This is a genomic window from Desulfobacter sp. (assembly GCA_028768545.1).
GTDB lineage: Bacteria > Desulfobacterota > Desulfobacteria > Desulfobacterales > Desulfobacteraceae > Desulfobacter.
Map to the genome: position 1 here is coordinate 3,108,556 of CP054838.1, position 21,739 is coordinate 3,130,294.

Below are 21,739 nucleotides of genomic sequence, written 5' to 3' on the forward strand. Positions count from 1 at the left end.
ACTGACATGACCGAAGAAAACACCGAATTTGATTTTCAAAAAGCCCTTAAAGGCATCCAGGAAGGTAAACCCTTCACAGGTAAGGGCGGCGTCCTTACATCATTAATCAAAAATCTTGCTGAAGCTGCTCTTGAAGGAGAGTTGGAGTCCCATCTCGGGCAGGAAGTTTCTGCCAACCGCCGTAATGGAAAAAGCAAAAAGACCATTAAATCCCTGGATAGTAAATTTGAGCTGGAAACCCCGCGTGACAGGGCCGGAACCTTCTCTCCACAGATCGTCAAAAACATCAGACAACGCTCAGCGATGAAATTGAAAGAAAGATAATAGCCCTTTACGGCCTGGGCATGAGTTATAATGATATGGCTTCCCATTTACAGGAAATCTATGGACTTGAGATTTCAAATGCCACTCTGAGCACCATTACCGATAAAATCATCCATACCGTCAAAGAATGGCAGGCCAGGCCGTTGGAAAATGTGTACCCAATCGTATGGCTTGATGCCATACATTATAAAGTACGAGAAAACGGAAAGGTCGGCAGCAAAGCCGTTTACACAATTCTTGGGGTGAATATCGAGGGCCGCAAAGAGGTTCTTGGGCTGTACATATCCGAGAATGAGGGTGCGAACTTCTGGCTGCAGGTGTTAACAGACCTTTCAAACCGAGGGGTAAAAGATATCCTGATTGCCTGTGTTGATGGTCTAAAAGGTTTTCCCGAGGCCATTGAGACCATATTCCCGGACACAGAAGTTCAACTCTGCGTAGTCCACCAGATCCGAAATTCATTGAAATACGTTGGTTCCAAAAATAAAAAGGAATTTATGGCAGATCTAAAACGTGTTTATAAAGCGGTCAATAAGGATCTGGCCGAAGAAGAACTGGATATCTTGGAAAATAAATGGAATGACAAATACCCGATTGTGATAAAATCCTGGCGGAACAACTGGGAACGCCTCAGTCATTTCTTTAAATATCCAGAAGAGATTCGACGGATAATATACACCACAAATACCATTGAGGCTGTGCATCGACAGTTTCGAAAACTGACCAAAACAAAGGGATCATTCCCGAACCAGGACAGCCTGTTAAAGCTGCTTTACATGGGGATCCAGAACGCCAGTAAAAAATGGACAATGCCGATTCAAAATTGGTCACTGACAATTTCCCAGTTGGCAATTTTCTTTGAAGGCCGGCTGGATAAAGAGCTGGGAATTTGATAGGGATTTATTTACAGATGGAAAAGATGGTTCCAGGAACTCCACTCCAGCAAAAGTCAACTCCTCCGACGTGGCTGATTGAAGACCCATTCTCGGACCTGACTTTTACTTCCGCTGGCGCTGAGGCAGATCCGGGAACCGAAACCGTGACACAGAATTCTGAACATTCCCTTTTTTTGGGCTTCAATGATGAGTTCTGCCTGTTTTAACTTATGCTCTAATTTAGATTTTTCTTTTTGAAGTCTGGCGACCTCTGTTGCCAATGGGTTCTTCTCTTTGGATTTCCTCCCTCGTTTTCGAGGTGCCATGGCGTTGAGAAGTCCTTTATCCCGGGCTTTGCGCCAATCGGCCAAATTTGAAGAATAGAGGCCCTCTCTTCGAAGGATCCTACCTATTCCTCCGGATTCATTGCAGTTTTCAACCTCTTGGAGAATACGCAGTTTATAAGAAGCAGTGAAATTACGCCGGGGCTTTTTCTCAGGAACTTCAGGATCAGGGATTGAATCCTGTCCCCCCAAGGAGGCACCAATTCCAGTCGCCCTATGGGCTCCTTCCATTGGTGCCTCCTTGGGGGCTGCCTGTTTTTCGGACTCTGGTAGTGGGTTCATTTTTATCGGTTTCATATAAGTATTGCCTTACCCGCCCTACACTAATTTATCAAGGGGTAAGTGTCTCACTTATATTGTTACAGAGGGCTTTTGGTTTTTACACTCCCTTTAAATGTCTTATTGTTCCGTAATAAATTTAATGCAATGTGCCGAATCGCTGCAAAATTCTCAGGAGAGTTCCCCTTTCTGACTCTGCTTTCGTCTTCACGGAACGCAATATCCAATACCCAATGCACTGAATTTTCAATTCCCCAATGCCTCCTGACAGCATTACTAAAAATATTGGGGTCGCTATCCAGGCTCGATATATAATATCGCTTTTCATGACTGATCTGGCCGTCCATTTCCCGGGTGGATTCAGTAGTGTCCGGTTAGGTTGTTGCATATAAAAAGCATCTAAAATCATTGAAAAAACAGTCGGTTTTGTGTTGACAAATGTGCGTAAAAATTTTTGTGCGCCTTGAAAACTTAACTCAAGGAGCTCAAATGACGCACATCTCAGTCCCTAAAAAACAACTACGGTCCCTGAACTTTGACAATTTCAGGTGCCCTCTGATAAAGTCACTTTCAAAAGCACCGGAATTACAATCTCGAGGAGACCGCCCTTTAAAAATGACATTCGAAGACCAGATAAATGCTTTGGTTTATTTCCATCTTCAGGAGCACAAGTCTGCCCGACATTTAATTCAGGATCTCAAGGAGAATGTTTTTGCTAAAGAAAATATTGCGCCAGACGGTGGTATCAGCCGTAGTAGTTTCTGTGAAGCCATCAATCACAGGGGACTCGAACAACTGCAATTTATCTTTGAGGATCTTTATAAACAGGCTCTTGAGTGTCATCCGGGTGAACACGCCGAGTTAGGAGAGTTGGTTTCCATTGACGGTAGTCTCATAAATGCAGTCCTTTCAATGCACTGGGCGAACTACAGAAAAGGAAGTAAAAAAGCCAAAGTAGATTGCGGATTTGACATTAATCACGGAATCCCAAACAAAATCTTTTTGACTGAAGGCAACGGCGCTGAACGCACTTTTGTTCCCAAAATACTTTCCAAAGGGCAAACAGGTGTTATGGATCGTGGATATCAATCCCATAAAGAATTTGACCTGCTTCAGGAGCAAGGCAAACATTTTGTCTGCCGTATAAAAACCAGGACAACAAGAACAATTATTGATAACCACGAGACCCCTTCCGACAGCTACATTTTTTATGATGCACTGGTTAAACTTGGTACTCGAATCAAAACCAGACGAAAAGGCCTGTTCGGGTTGTTGGCTATAAAATTGCTGGCGTCAAATACTATGTGGCAACTGACAGGCATGATTTAACAGCGGAACAAATAGCAACAATTTATAAACTCCGGTGGACCATTGAGGATTTTTTCAAATGGTGGAAAGAACATCTGAAGGTATATCATCTCATTGCCCGCAGTGAATACGGCCTTATGGTTCAGATTCTTGGCGGCCTTATCACTTACCTGTTACTGGCAATCCATTGCCAAAAACAGTTTAATGAAAAGGTCACGATCAAAAGAGTTCGGCAGCTGCGAACCGCCATTCTAAATGACCTGTTTGGCTGCGAGGAGCAGGGCTCTCATAGTTCAAACAGGGACAATATTGTCAAAGATCAAAAAATTATTGAGCAAGCAAAAACCTAACCGGACATCACTGGGGTGGATTCAATCATTCCAATACTTTTCAAACCTTTCCAACTTTTTTTATCTTCAAACCAATCAATATCAGAGGTTATCACAGCCCTGCGCGTTTCGACTCGACCGTGCCCTCCGTCAACACTGGTCTGTTCATTAAACTGGTACCCCTGATTTTTCATTTCTTCCATTTTATTGAAAAAAAGTACCGCTTCATCATGCAAGGTTTTATGATTTTCTTTCAGGGCAAGGACATAGTCACACCCTTTGTTTATTATGGTTTCAGCGATTTTCTTTTGAGTGCCCATGGCATCAATGGTTATAATGCAGCCCGAGATATCTAAAAGTTTTAAAAGATTTGGAATGGCCGTAATTTCATTTGATTTTTCTTCGGTTTTTAATTGCCCTAAAACCACTTTATTAGACGAAGCCCACGCACTGATCATATGAATGGCTTTCTTATCATTGGAGGTATCGTGTGAACGCCTTAGAGTTTTGCCGTCGATTGCAATGACTTGACCTTTGGTCATCTTTGCAACCGACTGAACCCAGTGCATAAAACTGCTCTGAAATTCATTCGGGTTCATCCTTTCAAAAATTCTGCCAAAGGTCTCATGGGAGGGTATCCCATGGGGAAGGCTTAGAAATTTTGACAACCACCTTTTTTTCTTTTTGCCAAAGTTTTCAATTTGCTCATAAGTGTCTGCGCCAGCAACTACCGCACAAATTGCGATGATGACGACATCAATTAAATTATGAAGCTTATTGTGGTGTATGGGGTCCTGAATATTGTCAAAAAAAGTTTCAAGAGATTTTTTTTCGTTCATTGGCAACTCCTTGTGTTTATTGCCATATATATCGTATCTGTGCAGCGATGTCTAGGAAAATTTTGTTCGATGCTCATATACTATAACAAGCCAGGAGAGCCAGGCTGGGATAGGGTGAAGGGGGTGGAGTGGCGTAAATGAGCGGCCCGCCAGGACGGCATAGGTCCGATCATTTCCGCTTCTTAAGCGGTCAGGACGACCGCTTAAGATTTAACGGAATCCCCCTCACCTATTCCAGCCGGGTAAGGACGAATCTTAATAAAAGTTACATGCGATGACCCTGGTATCCTTGTCCTATTGACCAGTTAAAAATACAAAAATTTAGAAAACTGGGAATACCTCTGCAATAGAGAATAAAAGGTTAGGCGTCGTCATTAGCACGATGTGCACATGGGTTAAGTGATTGGTTATAGATCAATTGGCTATTTTTCTTTAGAAACATTAACTTGTTAATCAGCGTGCAATGATGACCCCTTTATAAGGAAATTAGCGTCGAAAATTGCCCCCCCCTGATATACATCTTCCATAAAATTTTTCATGGAGGACAGGAGATGTTAATAGCGGAAACGATAACGTAAATTCGGCGGTATTATTTTGTAGAGAAGCGGAGCATCAAAAAGATAAGCAGAGACCTGAACATATCCAGAAACACAGCCCGCAAAGTTATCCGAAGCGGCAAAACCAAACATGAGTATACAAGGGAAAATCAACCTATTCCCGGTTGGGTCCCTATCTTAAAAGTTTGGATGAAGAATTAGAACGAGACTGGCAAAGGCCGAAAAAGAGAAGAATTACAGCGATGCGGCTGTATGAATTTTTAAGGGACCATGACTATGAGAGCAGTTATGACAGTGTCCAAAGATATGTTCGTCGGTGGCGCCAGGAAAAAAACAGGCAAGCCCCCCTCGGAAGACGAACAAAAACAAATTGCAGCATTACGGTTCATTGTTATCACTGCAAAATCCAATGTCATTTCAGAACAAGATAAGATCAGAGAATTGAAGACAGGTAAATACAATAGAAGTGAAACCCCCTTTGATACCATGGCCCGCATCCAGTTTAGGCAGAATATTGAAAAAATATCAGACGAATTGAAACCCTTGAAACACAAGAAGAGCTGGCAGAAAAATACATTGAATTTTTGCCCAAAGCAGACCGGGATCAGGCAAAAAGAACCCTTCAAAAGATCAGGAATGAATCTCCTGATGACATTAATAAATTTTTAAAACTCAATGCCGCATTGAAAAACAAGTGGCATGGACGAGTGGAGGCAAAAATCGCTAAAATGGATGAAGATCTGGCCTGGAAAGATGCACAGGTCAGTGCGCTGGAGAATATTAAAATGGGAGCTGATGTGGGTATGCTTGCCTGCATCCCCAGGCTGTCGCTTTGACCTATCAGTTTGCCACGGGCTGGGCTGAAAAAGATCTTCTCAACGGGGTCAAGCAATCGGTATCCATGTATTCAGATGCGGTTGATATTGCCAGGACGGATGGTATGGTGCAGCAAAAGCAGGGGGATTTTCTCTGGTCATGAATAAAGGTCTTCCCTTTCTTGTGGGTAAAATGGGCAAAGGAACTGATGGCCTGCCCGGCTCAAAAATCGGAAAGGCGTCTGACTCGGTTTCCAACGCTGCCAAAAAAGCCGATGTTGTAAAACCCAATATCGTGGTTGGAAAACCGAAAACTAAAGTTGCCCTGCCAAAAGTAGATGATGTTAAATTGTATAAAGCAGAACTTGACACTGCTGAAAAACAGGTTAAAGGATTTGTATCAGATTATCATAATTGGAAAAAAGGAATAAACAAGGGGCTTGCTGAAGAGGAGATCAAGCAGCTTCATAAAAAAGTAATTGCGTCAACCTCAGCCATTAATGCAAATCCAACGGCCAAGGGATATTTAAAATATAAGGCCCCGCCGGCAACCGGGCGGTTCTTTGACAAATCATTGGATCAGGTCCACGCCAATGCGAGGCAACAATACTATAAGACCATGAAATATGCCGGATACAGTGATCATGAAATATTTGCAATCCGGAATGCGGCAAGTTCTGGTTCCACAGGAATGGATTTTGACCAGGCTTTAAAAGAGCAGCCAGATTATCTTCCGTTTAAAAATAAAGATGGGTCGATATCCAAAAAACGCAATATCTGACATGACACAATCTCTTTTTATGTAAATAAAAACCCATCGTTTTTCATGGTGCCCTATTTTATCCATTTGGGTTAAACAAACACGATTGATATTATCTCTTGGACGTTTTAAATTGCCCCAGGCGCCTATTATACCATATGGGTTGTCCTTTTTTGACCCTCACGAGAAAAATATAGATCACGAATTTGAAAACCGTTCAATTGTTTATATAATTCATACTTTGACAAAATATAGATAATTTTCTATTAATAAAAATCTGAAAATCTTTTAGGATACATGAATGCAAGAAAATTTTTTGGACATTTTCACGAATATTTTCAGCTCAATCCGCGAGCCGCTCTTGATCCTTGATTCTGATTTGAAAGTTGTCAAGGCCAACCATTCTTTTTATATGACCTTTTGTGTTAAACCAGAAGAGACTGAAGGGGTATTGATCTATGATCTGGGAAACCGGCAGTGGAATATTCCCAAACTTAGAGAATTACTTGAAGAAATCCTCCCGGGTAATACCCTGTTCAATGATTTTGAAGTGGAACATTCCTTTGATGTCATTGGAACTAAGATTATGCATTTGAATGCCAGACGAATTTATAAGGATACGAAAAAGACAGAGTTGATTTTACTGGCCATTGAGGATGTGACGGAAAATGAATATCATAAGCGGCATCTTGAAAAGATGGTGAAAGAGAGGACCGCCCAACTTGTCCTGGAAAAACAAAAGACTGAGCAAAAAAAACGAATTGCTGAAAAATCTCTTGAGGAGATAGAAGTACTGAAAAAGCAACTTGAAGAAGAGCGGCCATACCTGAAAGATGAAATAAAGCTGGAACATAATCATGAGAACATTATCGGTCAAAGTGACGGGCTAAAATATGTGCTTTACAAGGTTGAACAGATTGCAGACAGTAATACTACGGTTGTGGTGCTTGGGGAGACAGGAACCGGAAAGGAGCTTATGGCCCGTGCGATTCACAGCTTCAGCAGCCGGAAAAAACGTGCGCTGATTAAAGTCAATTGTGCGGCATTGCCCTCAAATCTTATAGAAAGTGAACTGTTCGGCCATGAGAAGGGAGCGTTTACCGGTGCCGAACGCAAGCATCGAGGCCGTTTTGAAATCGCCGACGGCGCAACCCTGTTTTTGGATGAAATCGGAGAATTGCCCCTGGAATTGCAGCCAAAGCTGCTCAGGGTTATTCAAGATGGGGAATTTGAACGATTGGGAAATTCGCGCACCACTAAGGTAGATGTACGGATTATTGCTGCTACAAACCGGAATCTTGAACAAGAAGTCGAAAAAGGACGCTTCCGAAAAGATCTCTGGTACCGACTCAATGTCTTCCCTATTACCATGCCGCCGCTGCGTGAAAGAAGAGAAGATATACCACCTCTTGTTGATTTTTATATTAAAAAAATTTCCCGGCGTTTGGGTAAGCAGATCAAGATGATTCCCAAAACTGCAATGACAGCTATTTTGAATTATCACTGGCCGGGAAATATTCGGGAGTTGGAGAATGTCCTTGAACGGGCAGTGATCAATTCATCCAGTTCAAAACTCCATCTGGCTGATGACCTTGAAAAATCCTACCGGCATCTGAGCAAAGATTTAAAAACCCTGGAAGCGGTTGAACGCGACTATATTATTGGTGTGCTAGAGCAGACCTGCTGGAAAGTCAGCGGAAAAAACAGCGCGGCACAGATTCTTGGCCTCAATCGCAGCACATTGCGCGCCCGTATGCGCAAACTTGACATTGTCATCCCGGAACGCCTTTCGCGTCATTAGAACGCTTTTTTATTGGGTTGCGTTTTTTAAACGGTATCATATGACCCATTGAACAAATAAGACCCTTTCTTAAATCCTCCTGTTCACCTCGTTCGATCCTGTTTCATCCATAAAAATCAATACGATAGAACAAGCTTTCTCCTTACCATACTACTGGCACATTGATTGCTCTATGTCCTTGATATCAGGAAAAAAACAACAAAGCTCTATGATAATACCCTCAACCACTGGGACATATTTTCATTTCTAAATGAAGGAGGACGCTATGGGTGACAAGGGAAAACGAGACAAAGGCAAGCTTGAAAAACAAAAACAGGCAAAGACCGCAACTAAAGAAAAGCACTGGCTAAAAAAGGCAGATAAAAGATCTTCACAGTGAATCCGGTCTGTGGGTCAAGAAAGGATAGCCGTTTTAATTGATGGTAATTGCAGAATAAAATTTTAAAAGGTGGGTCAAATGATTGTTGTCAGAACAACCATGAATGTGCTTCCGGAAAAGCATCTTGAAGTATTACAAACCCTTTTGTCGCTGATAGCGCCTGTGGGGGCGGAACCCGGCTGTAAAAGCTATTGTGCCTTTTGTGACATCGATGACAAGAACCGTTTCACACTGCTTGAAGAATGGGAGACCCGAAAGGATCTGGATCGTCACTTTAATTCCCGTCGATTCGGGGTGCTTTTGGGAACAAAAACACTTTTATGCGCGCCGCCTGAAATGCAAATTCATACGATATCCCATACCGGAGGGATGGAGATGATCCATTCGGTCAGGCAGTCCAATAATTAAATGAAAAATTAGAGGCGCAACGGAGATAAAAAATGAATATCCTGCTGATTTACCCAAAATTCCCGGACACCTTCTGGTCGTTTAATTATGCCGTAAGTTTTATCGGAAAAAAAGCGGCTTTCCCGCCCTTAGGGCTTATCACTGTGGCCGCCCTGCTGCCGGAACAATGGCCCAAGCGACTGGTGGATGAGAATGTGGAGCGCTTGACAGACGAGGCCATCTTGTGGGCGGATATGGTTTTTATGGGGGGGATGACGGTTCAGCGAAAAGCCGTTGAAAGGATTACGGCCCATTGCCGTGCATTGGAAACGACCATTGTGGCCGGCGGTCCCCTTTTCACATCTGAGCCGGATGCCTTTTCCGCCATGGATCACCTGGTGCTGGATGAAGCGGAACTCACACTGCCCTGTTTCCTGTCGGATCTTGCAAAAGGTCACCCCAAAAGAATTTACCGGGCCTCCAAATTTTGCGCACCTGCCCAAACCCCCATTCCATTGTGGCCTCTTTTGAATATAAAACGGTACGCCTCGTTGAGCATCCAGTTTTCCAGGGGATGCCCGTTCAACTGTGATTTTTGCAATGTCACCGCCCTGTTCGGGCACAGACCCAGGTTGAAAACACCGGTTCAGATCATTGCGGAACTGGACTGCATTTATGCCATGGGCTGGCGGAACAGTATTTTTTTTGTGGATGATAATTTTATCGGCAACAAGGGCTTTTTGAAAAAAAAGCTGCTTCCGGCCTTAATTCAATGGAGACGCGGCAAAAAAGGATGTGTATTCTTCACTGAATCGTCCATCAATCTTGCCGACGATCCTAAGCTTCTTGATCTGATGGTACAGGCCGGGTTTGATTCGGTGTTTATCGGCATTGAATCCCCTGATGAAACCGCATTAAGCGAATGCCATAAAATCCAGAATAAAAACAGAGATCTTCTCGAAAGCGTGGCTGTGATACACCGTTCAGGTCTGCAGGTCATGGGTGGTTTTATTGTGGGCTTTGATAGTGACAGGTCTTCCATTTTTCAACAGCAGATCGATTTCATCCAGAAAAGCGGCATTATCATGGCCATTGTGGGAACGCTTCAGGCCCCTCCAGGAACCCGGCTTTTTGACAGGCTTGAACGCCAGAGCCGGGTGGTGAAGCCGTTCACCGGTGATAATGTGAACGGCACAACCAATATCCTTCCGCAGATGGGAATGGATGCGCTTGTTAAGGGGTATCAGCTCATCATGAAGCAGATTTATTCACCTCCAAACTATTACCAGAGGGTCAGGACGCTTTTGCGGGAGCTCAAAACGCCAAAGGTTCTCCAGCCCCTTGACGTCCAGCGGTTCCTGTCTTTTTTCAGGGCGGGTATCAGGCTCGGGATCATCGGAAAAGAGCGGTTTCGGTACTGGCAACTGATTCTATGGACTCTTTTTCGCAGGCCCCGGCTGATATCTGTGGCAGTCACGCTGTCCATATACGGGTATCATTACAGGCGGATCTGTGAACGGTATATCTATTAACCCCCTCATCGCCGTCTGTACGGACGGCACCTATAAAGGAGTCGTGAAATTATGGCCTCAGATCGGATGGATGAATTAACTGCGAATGTGATAAAACTGGGAGACCGCATCCGGCGTTCACCTGCGGGGTTGAAAATGGGGATGGGAGTGAAAATTCTTTTGGCATTAACCGCTTTTGCATATATTTGCTATGCGTTTTTGTTTGTATATGTAGAGCCTTACGAATACGGCATCAAAGTGGTCAGGATCGGGCTTACCCGTGGGGTTCAAAAACAAATTTATCATGCAGGCCTTACCTTTGTAATGCCATTTGGGCTACAGCAGATCTACCGCCTACCCAAAGGCATACAGGTACTGGAATTGACTAATTTTCCAAAAACAGCTGCTGATGGGGCCAGAAAAGACCGGGCGGCACACATTCAGACATCGGATGGTTTTTTTGTAGACGTGGATGTGTCCATGCTTTACCACATTAAAGACCCCTATCTTGTGTTTACCACCATTGGTCCGAGAAAGCTTTATGAGGACAACGGTATTATTCCCAAAGCCGAGCCTGCCTTAAAGGATACCTTGGGAAAGCTGACCACCGAAGAATTTTACAACAGTCCCATGCGGGTAAAAAAAGCCGAAGCGGCCAAAGACCAACTCAACAGGGAACTCAATACCAAGGGGATTGAGGTTGACCAGGTGCTGGTCCGGTATTTTAAATACAGCCCGGAAATCCAAAAAAATATTGAAGCAAAAAAACTCCAGGACCAGATGGTCTTTACCAACCGGGCTGCCGCCCGGGCGGCAAAGGAAGAAGCACAGCTCAAAAAAATCGTCCAGGAAGGCATGGTCATCGCTGCAGTGGAAATGGAAACCGGAAAGGCTTATGTCACCCGGAAGATTGCAGAAAAAGATTTATACGTCCGTAGGATAAAGGCCAATGCATATCTTCTGGTAAAACTCAGTGATGTCCGGTTAGGTTTTTGCTTGCTCAATAATTTTTTGATCTTTGACAATATTGTCCCTGTTTGAACTATGAGAGCCCTGCTCCTCGCAGCCAAACAGGTCATTTAGAATGGCGGTTCGCAGCTGCCGAACTCTTTTGATCGTGACCTTTTCATTAAACTGTTTTTGGCAATGGATTGCCAGTAACAGGTAAGTGATAAGGCCGCCAAGAATCTGAACCATAAGGCCGTATTCACTGCGGGCAATGAGATGATATACCTTCAGATGTTCTTTCCACCATTTGAAAAAATCCTCAATGGTCCACCGGAGTTTATAAATTGTTGCTATTTGTTCCGCTGTTAAATCATGCCTGTCAGTTGCCACATAGTATTTGACGCCAGCAATTTTATAGCCAACAACCCGAACAGGCCTTTTCGTCTGGTTTTGATTCGGAGTACCAAGTTTAACCAGTGCATCATAAAAAATGTAGCTGTCGGAAGAGGTCTCGTGGTTATCAATAATTGTTCTTGTTGTCCTGGTTTTTATACGGCAGACAAAATGTTTGCCTTGCTCCTGAAGCAGGTCAAATTCTTTATGGGATTGATATCCACGATCCATAACACCTGTTTGCCCCTTGGAAAGTATTTTGGGAACAAAAGTGCGTTCAGCGCCGTTGCCTTCAGTCAAAAAGATTTTGTTTGGGATTCCGTGATTAATGTCAAATCCGCAATGTACTTTGGCTTTTTTACTTCCTTTTCTGTAGTTCGCCCAGTGCATTGAAAGGACTGCATTTATGAGACTACCGTCAATGGAAACCAACTCTCCTAACTCGGCGTGTTCACCCGGATGACACTCAAGAGCCTGTTTATAAAGATCCTCAAAGATAAATTGCAGTTGTTCGAGTCCCCTGTGATTGATGGCTTCACAGAAACTACTACGGCTGATACCACCGTCTGGCGCAATATTTTCTTTAGCAAAAACATTCTCCTTGAGATCCTGAATTAAATGTCGGGCAGACTTGTGCTCCTGAAGATGGAAATAAACCAAAGCATTTATCTGGTCTTCGAATGTCATTTTTAAAGGGCGGTCTCCTCGAGATTGTAATTCCGGTGCTTTTGAAAGTGACTTTATCAGAGGGCACCTGAAATTGTCAAAGTTCAGGGACCGTAGTTGTTTTTTAGGGACTGAGATGTGCGTCATTTGAGCTCCTTGAGTTAAATTTTCAAGGCGCACAAAAATTTTTACGCACATTTGTCAACACAAAACAGACTGTTTTTTCAATGATTTTAGATGCTTTTTATATGCAACAACCTAACCGGACACTACTGGGTAAAACTGGCAGAAGCCGAACGGGTACGCCTTAAAAATGATGCCCTGAAAGGAATCGGTTCCGATCGCATGGTGGGATTGAAAATGGCCCAAGTTTATAAGGGGCTTGATCTGATTATCCTGCCCAGTGACGGGGCCCACGGGGTTAACCCCTTGGATTTGGACAATACACTTCAATTATTTGACGTTCGCCACGGAGGTAAAAAATGAAGAATTTATTAATTCTGTTCACTTTGCTGAGCTTTTTATCTGCATTAACCGGATGTGTGCCCCATACCACAGGAGAAACCGAGGTTGGAGTGAGGACTATAAAAGTTGCTTTGTTTGCTTCAAAGGGGGTGGAGGACCGGGTCTATGCCCAAGGCGCCACCTATTTTTTCCTGCCCTTTATCAATGACTGGCATGTCTTTGACACCAAGCTGCAGAATCTTGAAATGACCTTTTCCAAAACCCGGGGAGATCGCAGAAGTCAGGATGATCTGCTGTTTAAGACCATCGACGGTAATGATATCAGCCTTGATGTCATCATTGCCTACCGTATTGATGCCGCAAAAGCCCCTTATATTTTGCAGTATGTGGCCAGGGACGATGCCACGCTGAGGGATACCATTGTCAGGACCGTTGCCCGAAGCAAACCAAGGGATATTTTCGGCGAGCTTAAAACTGAGGCCTTTTATGTTGCAGAAGCCAGGGAAACCCAGTCTAACAAGGCCAAGGAAGCATTGGATGCCATTCTTGGCCCCATGGGAATTGTTGTGGAAAAAGTGCTCACCAATGACTACCGGTTTAACGCGGAATACACAAAGGCAATTGAGGATAAAAAAGTGGCGGACCAGCAGGTGGAGAAAAACAAATCTGCCCAGCATGCCGCTCTTGAGGAATACAAGCGCAAACTGGAAGAAGCCCGGGGTGAAGTCAATAAAATGGTGGCGGATGCCGACGGCCAATACCTTAAGGACAAGATCGAGGCGGATGTTTACTTGGAGCAGCAGCAGCTTCTTGCACAAGCCATTGAAGCAGAAGGGATTGCCCAGGCCAAAGGTATCCGGGAGATGAACAATGCCCTGGCAGGTCCAGGCGGTGAGATTATCGTAAAATTGAAAACTGCCGAAGCGCTTGAAGGAAAACGGATTATCCTGCTGCCGGTGTCCGAGGGGGGGATGAACTTGAAAACCACGGACATCAATCGATTGATTGAAACATTGGGGGTAAAAGCGCTGTCGAATAATTCAATACCCAAATAAAGGGCAGTAAGCCAATACCTCACAATTGCTGTACCGGAGGAAACGGCCATGAAAGACAAGCATATCTGGGAAATTATTTATCTATGTATCCGCATAAATACAAAGGCCATTGACATTTATATGAAATTGTCCGAGGCTGAACCCGTCAAATCGCTTGCCGCCATCTGGATTCATATGGCAAAAGAGGCAAAAATTCAATCCGACGTATGGATCATCGCAAAAGAAAAAGCACAAGAATACCGTTTCCCCTCACTTTTTGAAAATCCCTTTGTCATAAAAAAAGACCTAGAGGCGTTATTGGGTAAAATTGATCTGCTCCAGGATCGCTGGTCCCAAGAACAGACAATGGAAAATGCACTGATTTTGGTATACCGGCTGGAGTACCATATGTTGAATCCGGCTTTTGAACTGCTTTTTCGGGCATTAAAACCTCTGTCCGATAATATCAACCCCTCTGATACCTATGACCGGCATATGAATCGATTTATAAACATGTTCATCCGATACGGTGACATAACACCCGAATTGGAATTGCTGGGTGAGACCTTGCAGAGCCTTTGGAAGAGAAACCAGGATTTGATTGAAATTTCAATGATTGACGGATTGACAAAGCAGCTGAATCGTCACGGGTTTTTTATCCTTGCCCTTGAGTTATCCTACCTGGCTCACAGGAAAAAAGAAAATATCGCTATATTAATGATTGATATTGATCATTTTAAAAAAATTAATGACCGGTATGGCCATCCCACAGGAGATAAAGTCCTAAGGGCAGTGGCGCAATCATTCAGCGCCCATGTCAGAAAATCAGATGTCATCTGCAGATATGGCGGTGAAGAATTTGTTATATTGTTCCCGGATATCCTTCCAAAAGCCTTGCCTCTTGTGGCTGAGAAAATACGGAAAGGCGTTGAAAAAACCCGTGTCGACGGCATCGGGGTGACCGTTAGTATCGGCGTTGAACAAGGCACCATCCGAAGTAATCCGGACAAGACATTGTTTTCTCTGATTTCAAAAGCAGATGAACGGTTATACAAGGCCAAGGCAGGCGGCAGGAACTGTGTTGTCATGACATCTTAAAAAATGACGGTGCCCATGTTTAATAAATCGGAAAAACACCCATGAAAAGCATTGTAGACAAATTATTAGATCTGTTTAACATGTCCGGTCGTTCTGAGAAAAAGGATGCCGCGGCACCCTCCCCGAAATTCAATGCCTGGCCGCTGATCATCGGGTTTCTTATTGTGAGCTATTTTGGACAACTGATGTTTGCCCCGAAGATGAAACCCATTCCATACAGTGAATTCAAGCATGCCATGGTCGACGGCAACTTAAGTGATATCTCCATTGGCCCTGAGGCGATATCAGGGTCCATTAAGGGAACTCCGAGCTATGAATTTGTGGCGGTCCGGGTCAATGATCCAAATCTTGTAAACCAATTGGACGAACTCAATATCAGCTATTCAGGCCGCAGGGAAAATAAATTTTTTATTATCCTTTTGTCCTGGGTTCTGCCAATGGTCTTCATTTATCTGGTCTGGCGGTTTGCCACTAAAAGCATGAAGACCGGTGCCGGCGGGGTGATGTCTTTTGGAAAGAGCAAGGCCAAGATTTTTGCAGAGAGCGACACTAAAGTTTCTTTTGATGATGTGGCCGGAATCGATGAGGCCGAAGAAGAATTGCAGGAAGTGGTAAGTTTCTTAAGCACCCCTGAAAAGTTTCAGAAATTGGGTGGCAGAATCCCCAAAGGAGTCCTTTTAGTGGGGCCTCCCGGAACCGGGAAAACCCTTCTGGCCAGAGCTGTCGCAGGGGAGGCGAAGGTGCCTTTTTTCAGCATCAGCGGGTCAGAGTTCGTTGAGATGTTTGTGGGTGTGGGCGCATCCCGTGTTCGCGATCTTTTTTCACAAGCCGCAGCCCAGGCACCTTGTATCATATTTATTGATGAACTGGATGCCCTGGGCAAAGCCCGTGGAATGAATGTCATGGGCGGACATGATGAACGGGAGCAGACACTGAACCAGCTGCTGGTTGAGATGGACGGGTTTGATACCAACAAAGGGGTTATCATTATGGCGGCCACCAACCGACCCGAAATCCTGGACCCTGCGCTGCTACGCCCGGGCCGGCTGGATCGGCAAGTACTGGTGGACCGGCCGGATATCAACGGACGGGAGGCCATTTTGAAAATTCACTCCCAAAATGTCCTTTTAAGTCCTGAAATTGATTTGGGGAAAATTGCCGGCCGGACCCCGGGATTTGTGGGTGCGGATCTTGCCAATATCATCAATGAAGCAGCACTGCTGGCTGCCCGAAATGACAAGGAGGTGGTTGAAGCGGCGGACTTTGATGAGGCCATTGACAGAGTTGTGAGGGGGCTCCAGAAAAAGAACCGGGTAATGAATGTTAAAGAAAAGGAAATTGTGGCTTTTCACGAGTCAGGACATGCCATCGTGGCTGAATCTGTCGAGTTTGCGGATCCCGTGCATAAGATCTCTGTTATTCCCCGGGGTATCGCCGCCCTTGGATACACCCAGCAACAGCCTACCGAAGACCGGTATCTTATGACGCGCTCAGAATTGACAGACCGCCTGGCCGTTCTGCTGGGTGGCCGGGTGGCGGAGGAGCTGGTGTTCAATGAAATTTCAACCGGTGCCCAGAACGATCTTCAACGGGCAACTGACATTGTTCGGTCCATGATAACCGAATACGGAATGAGTGACCGATTGGGTCTGGTAAATTATGATCGCCCCCGCCAATCCATGTTCATGCCTGAAGGCTATCCGTCGGCCAAAAATTACAGCGAAGCCAAAGCAGCCCAGATTGATGAGGAAATTTCACGGATGATAAAACAGGCCCATGAGCGTGTGCAAAAAATTCTGTCCGAGAAAAGAAGTACTCTTGATGAATTGGCAGCACTTCTCTCGGTTCAGGAAACCTTCCTGGGGGAGGATCTCAGGAAAATGATGTCTTAAAACGCAATCTAAATGAGGAGGTATTATGTTTGAAAAAAAATCAAGTAATCTGGATTTAGCTATCCAGAAGGCCGTGGCCCAGGCAAGGGACACCAATTATTTTCAGACCGGTGTTACCGGTCGAGGGGTTTATCCGTTTATTAACTTGTTTGAGACAGACGGAGACCTGGTGCTGGCAGCAGAATTGCCTGGAATAAAAAAAGAGGAATTGACACTGGAAGTCAGGGAAGATGTGCTGCGATTGTCCGGTGCTCGCAAAATTGAGTATGCACAGGATTGTAGCTGCCACCGCCTGGAACGCAAAGGATTGCATTTTGACCGTTCATTGAAACTGCCTTTCCGCATAGAAAGTGTTAAAATCCGGGCAGAATTCCAGAATGGATTATTACAGGTGTTCCTGCCAAGGGCAGAGTCAGATAAACCCAAAAAAATTGTTATCAGTTAGTTTGGAAATACAAGGAGGATACCATGGCTGAAAAAAAAAAGATCGTCACCAAAAGCGAGGCTAAAGCTCTTCAAAAACAGGAGCATAAAGAGGAACGAACAGATGCCGGACGTTTTTTTATTCCCCAGACTGATATCGTTGAAAATATTGAAAGTCTGTTATAGCAGAGCAAACAATTACTTGAACAAGGATTTATACAACTTATATTTTCCCCATGAGATATTCATCAGATTTACGCAAACGCGTTATAGATTTTGTAGAAAATGGAGGAAGCAAGACGGAAGCTGCCAGTCAGTTTAATGTATCCCGTGGAAGTGTTCACAACTGGACGTCTGCCGAAGATGGTTTGTCATACAAGAAACCCGGTCCAAAAGGACCACGAAGTTTGGATCTGGAAGCTTTGCGCCTCCATGTGGAGACAAATGATGACATGACACAATCGGAAAGGGCGCAGCATTTCGGAGTATCCCGTGCCTGTATCTGGTATAATATGAAACAACTCGGAATCACTCGAAAAAAAAGATGACGGGATACAGGGAGCGAAGCGACAGCAAAAGAAAGGCATATCTTCGTCTTCGTGAACGTTATGTACGTCGTTGCAAAACGTTTGTTTATGTTGATGAAAGCGGCTTTTCGCCTTATACAACCCGTCGCTATGGATATGCTCTCAAAGGGCAGCGTGTTCATGGAGGGCGTTCAAAATTCTGTGTCAGTTGAATGAAAGCTGATATACTCAGCTAAATAAGGAGAACTGACATGACCGAAGAAAACACCGAATTTGATTTTCAAAAAGCCCTTAAAGGCATCCAGGAAGGTAAACCCTTCACAGGTAAGGGCGGCGTCCTTACATCATTAATCAAAAATCTTGCTGAAGCTGTTCTTGAAGGAGAGTTGGAGTCCCATCTCGGGCAGGAAGTTTCTGCCAACCGCCGTAATGGAAAAAGCAAAAAGACCATTAAATCCCTGGATGGTAAATTTGAGCTGGAAACCCCGCGTGACAGGGCCGGAACCTTCTCTCCACAGATCGTCAAAAAACATCAGACAACGCTCAGCGATGAAATTGAAAGAAAGATAATAGCCCTTTACGGCCTGGGCATGAGTTATAATGATATGGCTTCCCATTTACAGGAAATCTATGGACTTGAGATTTCAAATGCCACTCTGAGCACCATTACCGATAAAATCATCCATACCGTCAAAGAATGGCAGGCCAGGCCGTTGGAAAATGTGTACCCAATCGTATGGCTTGATGCCATACATTATAAAGTACGAGAAAACGGAAAGGTCAGCAGCAAAGCCGTTTACACAATTCTTGGGGTGAATATCGAGGGCCGCAAAGAGGTTCTTGGGCTGTACATATCCGAGAATGAGGGTGCGAACTTCTGGCTGCAGGTGTTAACAGACCTTTCAAACCGAGGGGTAAAAGATATCCTGATTGCCTGTGTTGATGGTCTAAAAGGTTTTCCCGAGGCCATTGAGACCATATTCCCGGACACAGAAGTTCAACTCTGCGTAGTCCACCAGATCCGAAATTCATTGAAATACGTTGGTTCCAAAAATAAAAAGGAATTTATGGCAGATCTAAAACGTGTTTATAAAGCGGTCAATAAGGATCTGGCCGAAGAAGAACTGGATATCTTGGAAAATAAATGGAATGACAAATACCCGATTGTGATAAAATCCTGGCGGAACAACTGGGAACGCCTCAGTCATTTCTTTAAATATCCAGAAGAGATTCGACGGATAATATACACCACAAATACCATTGAGGCTGTGCATCGACAGTTTCGAAAACTGACCAAAACAAAGGGATCATTCCCGAACCAGGACAGCCTGTTAAAGCTGCTTTACATGGGGATCCAGAACGCCAGTAAAAAATGGACAATGCCGATTCAAAATTGGTCACTGACAATTTCCCAGTTGGCAATTTTCTTTGAAGGCCGGCTGGATAAAGAGCTGGGAATTTGATAGGGATTTATTTACAGATGGAAAAGATGGTTCCAGGAACTCCACTCCAGCAAAAGTCAACTCCTCCGACGTGGCTGATTGAAGGCCCATTCTCGGACCTGACTTTTACTTCCGCTGGCGCTGAGGCAGATCCGGGAACCGAAACCGTGACACAGAATTCTGAACATTCCCTGTTCATGGTTTGATTGCAGGAACAAAGCACCCTCGAACGTCTTTGATTGCTGCCCGCATCGAATATAGTTTTGAAGAACCATTTTTGTTTCAGGGAACATGCAATGCGGATATCTTTAATGCTTGGATCGAACACCAGTTGAGTCCACATCTGAACGATAATCATGTCGTTGTGATGGATAACGCATCCTTCCACAAGGGCGAAGAAACCAAATATTTGATAGAAAGAACTGGTGCTGCTCTTTTGTTTTTGCCCCCGTATTCACCGGATCTCAATCCGATTGAACACGATTTTGCGGCCCTAAAAACCATCCGTGAATACAATGAAAACGAAACGATTGATGAAATTATCAGGATGTATAAATAATTATCGGCATTGCTATAATAACGATGGATCTGCCCGGTGTAAAAAAAGAGAATGTAAGTATAAAATTGGAGAAAAATATACTTGAGGTCGAGGGGAGGATTGATTATTTGCCCTATGAAAAACTTAATCCTGTCTACACGGAGTACAACATCGGTAATTACGCCAGAAAGTTTACCGTCTCCCATGCCGTGGACACCAGTAATATAGACGCGGTTTTAAAGGATGGTGTTCTGACCTTGGCATTGCTCAAGGTTCCTGAAGCAGAACCCAGGCAAATACCCATTAAATAAAAAATCCAGCAGGAACGCTGATACAGTCCCTGTTGGACTGTATCAGCGTTGAATTCAAACTGCCAGCAAGGCTACATCACGACAAACTGTTGCGCCCAGCCCAGGTAATGGTTGCAGTAGGTTAAACCGCGCCAGTCCAATGACATCTGGACTGAAATTTTAAGTGGTTGGCTTTTGGGACAGCCAAACTTAAATTCGGTCAAATATGACCCTTTGGATATATATGATCTAATTATCTGGCTGTCAAAGGCTTCTTATCTTTATCTTTGTACTGCAATTGTTTTAATTAATCAGCAGGTTATGGGCCGTATTCAGCGGCATATTTCCCTGGCATATAAATTGAATTATGCATTTAAAGAAAGACACATAAAATCAATCACTAAAGGAGATAAAAGATATGAAAAAGTCTTCTAACGAAAAACCGTATCCGCCTGGATATTATGGTAGAAAAATGATGAGTGCCTCAGATTGGGCTGGAACACAAGTCCGGAAATGGGAAAGAGAACAAGCAGAAAGGAAAAAGCTTAAAGATTTTTCACCCAAACACTGCATTTGTTTGTCGCGAGGTATCGGGGCCGGAGCATTAGAAGTGGCAGATATCCTGTCTAAAAGGACCGGATATCCTGTGATTGATAAAGAACTTATAGAACATATGGCAAAGGATTCTTCCTTAACCGAAAAGATCATTAAGTTTTTTGACGAACGGTTTCCGGGAGAAATGAATGAACTGCTTGTGGCACTCTCCATTGAAAAGAAATTCCTTAAAAATGATTATGTCAAGCAGCTTGCAAAAACGGTTACAGCATTGTCACATACTGAGCCGACTATATTTGTGGGCCGGGGAACCCACTTGATTCTGCCCCGCCATATAATTTTGTCAGTACAGTTGGTCTGCAGCAGGAAGCATCGGATTGAGAAACTGGCAGATATGCTGGGTATCGATAAAGGCGAAGCAGAGAGACGATTAAATATTATTGATGAGGAACATCATGAATTCTTTAAAGCGGTTTATCTCAGGGAAAAAACTTCTTCGGATGAATTTGATCTGATGATTAATATGGATCACATCAAATCAGTACACCAGATTGCTCAAGTCATCGCCTCTGCCTTTGAACAAAAATTTCAAGTAAATTTCAAAAAAAAATAATTTTGACCACAATGAAAGACTTGAATAATGGAGAAATTGATCATGAGTTTAAGACCATTAAGTGACAGAATCCTTGTTCAGCGTGGGCAAGAGGATACGGAAACCAAAGGCGGTATTATTATTCCGGACACAGCAAAAGAAAAACCAGTAGAAGGAACGGTTGTGGCCGTAGGAAAGGGTCGATTGGGTGAGAAAGGAAAACGGATTGCAATGGATGTTAAAGCGGATGACCGTATCCTTTTCAGTAAATATGGCGGAATCGATGTAAAAATTGGGGGCACAGATTATCTTATCCTGCGTCAGGATGATGTCTTGGGCATAATTGAATAACCAACAACCCGTGAAAA

The 21,739-nt window shown here is 44.0% G+C and carries 21 protein-coding genes and 4 pseudogenes; 21 read left to right on the forward strand and 4 right to left on the reverse strand.

The genetic code is table 11. The features are described 5' to 3' along the window. Window positions 1–6: 6 nt before the first annotated feature. A pseudogene (locus tag HUN05_15115) lies at window positions 7–1,217 on the forward strand (IS256 family transposase). Between the two features lie 56 nt (window positions 1,218–1,273). Here the strand turns inward: HUN05_15115 and HUN05_15120 are convergent. Then, complete coding sequence (locus HUN05_15120) at window positions 1,274–1,840, reverse strand: hypothetical protein (protein ID WDP86290.1); 567 nt, start codon at window positions 1,838–1,840, stop codon at window positions 1,274–1,276. Between the two features lie 62 nt (window positions 1,841–1,902). Next, on the reverse strand, window positions 1,903–2,169 hold the full coding sequence (locus HUN05_15125) for an ISAs1 family transposase (GenBank protein ID WDP86291.1): 267 nt from the start codon (window positions 2,167–2,169) through the stop codon (window positions 1,903–1,905). A gap of 142 nt (window positions 2,170–2,311) precedes the next feature. On the opposite strand from HUN05_15125, the pseudogene HUN05_15130 reads away from it, so the two are divergent. Beyond that, a pseudogene (locus HUN05_15130) lies at window positions 2,312–3,480 on the forward strand (IS4 family transposase). Here the strand turns inward: HUN05_15130 and HUN05_15135 are convergent. Then, window positions 3,477–4,298, reverse strand: a complete 822-nt coding sequence (locus HUN05_15135; protein ID WDP86292.1) for an ISAs1 family transposase — start codon at window positions 4,296–4,298, stop codon at window positions 3,477–3,479. The pseudogene HUN05_15130 and the gene HUN05_15135 sit on opposite strands and share 4 nt — an antisense overlap. 1,141 nt (window positions 4,299–5,439) lie before the next feature. On the opposite strand from HUN05_15135, the gene HUN05_15140 reads away from it, so the two are divergent. From HUN05_15140 to HUN05_15170, 7 genes and pseudogenes are all read left to right on the forward strand, one after another. After that, the gene (locus HUN05_15140) at window positions 5,440–5,691 is read left to right on the forward strand and encodes a hypothetical protein (GenBank protein WDP86293.1); all 252 of its coding nucleotides are present in this window, start codon (window positions 5,440–5,442) and stop codon (window positions 5,689–5,691) included. Further along, window positions 5,688–5,834, forward strand: coding sequence for a hypothetical protein (locus HUN05_15145; protein ID WDP86294.1), 147 nt, complete (start codon window positions 5,688–5,690; stop codon window positions 5,832–5,834). Before HUN05_15140 ends, HUN05_15145 begins: the two co-directional genes overlap by 4 nt. A 20-nt stretch (window positions 5,835–5,854) precedes the next feature. Then, window positions 5,855–6,451: a hypothetical protein gene (locus HUN05_15150; GenBank protein WDP86295.1), complete on the forward strand. Its 597-nt coding sequence runs from the start codon at window positions 5,855–5,857 to the stop codon at window positions 6,449–6,451. 280 nt (window positions 6,452–6,731) lie between these two features. After that, window positions 6,732–8,231 carry a sigma 54-interacting transcriptional regulator gene (locus tag HUN05_15155; protein WDP86296.1) on the forward strand — a complete coding sequence of 500 codons (1,500 nt, stop codon included), beginning with the start codon at window positions 6,732–6,734 and terminating at the stop codon, window positions 8,229–8,231. 457 nt (window positions 8,232–8,688) lie between these two features. After that, window positions 8,689–9,018 carry an antibiotic biosynthesis monooxygenase gene (locus tag HUN05_15160; protein WDP86297.1) on the forward strand — a complete coding sequence of 110 codons (330 nt, stop codon included), beginning with the start codon at window positions 8,689–8,691 and terminating at the stop codon, window positions 9,016–9,018. 32 nt (window positions 9,019–9,050) lie between these two features. Further along, window positions 9,051–10,529, forward strand: a complete 1,479-nt coding sequence (locus HUN05_15165; GenBank protein ID WDP86298.1) for a B12-binding domain-containing radical SAM protein — start codon at window positions 9,051–9,053, stop codon at window positions 10,527–10,529. Between the two features lie 147 nt (window positions 10,530–10,676). Further along, window positions 10,677–11,495: pseudogene (locus tag HUN05_15170) on the forward strand (SPFH domain-containing protein). Here HUN05_15170 and HUN05_15175 read toward each other — a convergent pair. Then, window positions 11,493–12,662, reverse strand: a complete 1,170-nt coding sequence (locus tag HUN05_15175; protein WDP88087.1) for an IS4 family transposase — start codon at window positions 12,660–12,662, stop codon at window positions 11,493–11,495. The pseudogene HUN05_15170 and the gene HUN05_15175 overlap by 3 nt on opposite strands. A gap of 129 nt (window positions 12,663–12,791) precedes the next feature. Here HUN05_15175 and HUN05_15180 point away from each other — a divergent pair. The 12 genes and pseudogenes from HUN05_15180 to HUN05_15235 all read left to right on the forward strand — a co-directional run bounded on the left by HUN05_15180 (window position 12,792) and on the right by HUN05_15235 (window position 21,722). Next, window positions 12,792–13,001 (forward strand): annotated as a pseudogene (locus HUN05_15180) (SPFH domain-containing protein). Beyond that, window positions 12,998–14,035, forward strand: coding sequence for a prohibitin family protein (locus HUN05_15185; protein ID WDP86299.1), 1,038 nt, complete (start codon window positions 12,998–13,000; stop codon window positions 14,033–14,035). The pseudogene HUN05_15180 and the gene HUN05_15185 overlap by 4 nt, the downstream one beginning before the upstream one ends. A gap of 48 nt (window positions 14,036–14,083) precedes the next feature. Then, window positions 14,084–15,112, forward strand: coding sequence for a GGDEF domain-containing protein (locus tag HUN05_15190; protein ID WDP86300.1), 1,029 nt, complete (start codon window positions 14,084–14,086; stop codon window positions 15,110–15,112). Window positions 15,113–15,153: 41 nt separating this feature from the next. Then, window positions 15,154–17,004: an ATP-dependent metallopeptidase FtsH/Yme1/Tma family protein gene (locus tag HUN05_15195; protein WDP86301.1), complete on the forward strand. Its 1,851-nt coding sequence runs from the start codon at window positions 15,154–15,156 to the stop codon at window positions 17,002–17,004. A 25-nt stretch (window positions 17,005–17,029) separates the two neighbouring features. Then, window positions 17,030–17,449, forward strand: coding sequence for an Hsp20/alpha crystallin family protein (locus HUN05_15200; GenBank protein WDP86302.1), 420 nt, complete (start codon window positions 17,030–17,032; stop codon window positions 17,447–17,449). A gap of 23 nt (window positions 17,450–17,472) precedes the next feature. Then, complete coding sequence (locus tag HUN05_15205) at window positions 17,473–17,613, forward strand: hypothetical protein (GenBank protein WDP86303.1); 141 nt, start codon at window positions 17,473–17,475, stop codon at window positions 17,611–17,613. A 50-nt stretch (window positions 17,614–17,663) separates the two neighbouring features. After that, window positions 17,664–17,975 (forward strand): hypothetical protein, encoded by a 312-nt coding sequence (locus HUN05_15210; protein ID WDP86304.1) that lies wholly within the window; start codon window positions 17,664–17,666, stop codon window positions 17,973–17,975. Between the two features lie 230 nt (window positions 17,976–18,205). Beyond that, window positions 18,206–19,417, forward strand: coding sequence for an IS256 family transposase (locus HUN05_15215; protein ID WDP86305.1), 1,212 nt, complete (start codon window positions 18,206–18,208; stop codon window positions 19,415–19,417). A gap of 214 nt (window positions 19,418–19,631) precedes the next feature. Continuing rightward, a complete protein-coding gene (locus HUN05_15220) occupies window positions 19,632–19,955 on the forward strand; it encodes a transposase (protein ID WDP86306.1) in 324 nt (107 codons plus the stop codon). A 23-nt stretch (window positions 19,956–19,978) separates the two neighbouring features. Then, on the forward strand, window positions 19,979–20,245 hold the full coding sequence (locus tag HUN05_15225; GenBank protein WDP86307.1) for an Hsp20/alpha crystallin family protein: 267 nt from the start codon (window positions 19,979–19,981) through the stop codon (window positions 20,243–20,245). A gap of 397 nt (window positions 20,246–20,642) precedes the next feature. Next, window positions 20,643–21,392 (forward strand): cytidylate kinase-like family protein, encoded by a 750-nt coding sequence (locus HUN05_15230; protein WDP86308.1) that lies wholly within the window; start codon window positions 20,643–20,645, stop codon window positions 21,390–21,392. Window positions 21,393–21,434: 42 nt separating this feature from the next. Next, the gene (locus tag HUN05_15235) at window positions 21,435–21,722 is read left to right on the forward strand and encodes a co-chaperone GroES (protein WDP86309.1); all 288 of its coding nucleotides are present in this window, start codon (window positions 21,435–21,437) and stop codon (window positions 21,720–21,722) included. Window positions 21,723–21,739: the final 17 nt, after the last annotated feature.

Bases quoted from the DNA above. Each gene is read 5' to 3' on its own strand.
- HUN05_15120 (WDP86290.1), bottom strand. From the start codon at position 1,840: ATGAAACCGATAAAAATGAACCCACTACCAGAGTCCGAAAAACAGGCA.
- HUN05_15200 (WDP86302.1), top strand. From the start codon at position 17,030: ATGTTTGAAAAAAAATCAAGTAATCTGGATTTAGCTATCCAGAAGGCC.
- HUN05_15165 (WDP86298.1), top strand. From the start codon at position 9,051: ATGAATATCCTGCTGATTTACCCAAAATTCCCGGACACCTTCTGGTCG.
- HUN05_15230 (WDP86308.1), top strand. From the start codon at position 20,643: ATGAAAAAGTCTTCTAACGAAAAACCGTATCCGCCTGGATATTATGGT.
- HUN05_15160 (WDP86297.1), top strand. From the start codon at position 8,689: ATGATTGTTGTCAGAACAACCATGAATGTGCTTCCGGAAAAGCATCTT.
- HUN05_15190 (WDP86300.1), top strand. From the start codon at position 14,084: ATGAAAGACAAGCATATCTGGGAAATTATTTATCTATGTATCCGCATA.
- HUN05_15205 (WDP86303.1), top strand. From the start codon at position 17,473: ATGGCTGAAAAAAAAAAGATCGTCACCAAAAGCGAGGCTAAAGCTCTT.
- HUN05_15125 (WDP86291.1), bottom strand. From the start codon at position 2,169: ATGGACGGCCAGATCAGTCATGAAAAGCGATATTATATATCGAGCCTG.
- HUN05_15210 (WDP86304.1), top strand. From the start codon at position 17,664: ATGAGATATTCATCAGATTTACGCAAACGCGTTATAGATTTTGTAGAA.
- HUN05_15215 (WDP86305.1), top strand. From the start codon at position 18,206: ATGACCGAAGAAAACACCGAATTTGATTTTCAAAAAGCCCTTAAAGGC.
- HUN05_15235 (WDP86309.1), top strand. From the start codon at position 21,435: ATGAGTTTAAGACCATTAAGTGACAGAATCCTTGTTCAGCGTGGGCAA.
- HUN05_15135 (WDP86292.1), bottom strand. From the start codon at position 4,298: ATGAACGAAAAAAAATCTCTTGAAACTTTTTTTGACAATATTCAGGAC.
- HUN05_15175 (WDP88087.1), bottom strand. From the start codon at position 12,662: ATGACGCACATCTCAGTCCCTAAAAAACAACTACGGTCCCTGAACTTT.
- HUN05_15225 (WDP86307.1), top strand. From the start codon at position 19,979: ATGGATCTGCCCGGTGTAAAAAAAGAGAATGTAAGTATAAAATTGGAG.
- HUN05_15185 (WDP86299.1), top strand. From the start codon at position 12,998: ATGAAGAATTTATTAATTCTGTTCACTTTGCTGAGCTTTTTATCTGCA.
- HUN05_15195 (WDP86301.1), top strand. From the start codon at position 15,154: ATGAAAAGCATTGTAGACAAATTATTAGATCTGTTTAACATGTCCGGT.
- HUN05_15155 (WDP86296.1), top strand. From the start codon at position 6,732: ATGCAAGAAAATTTTTTGGACATTTTCACGAATATTTTCAGCTCAATC.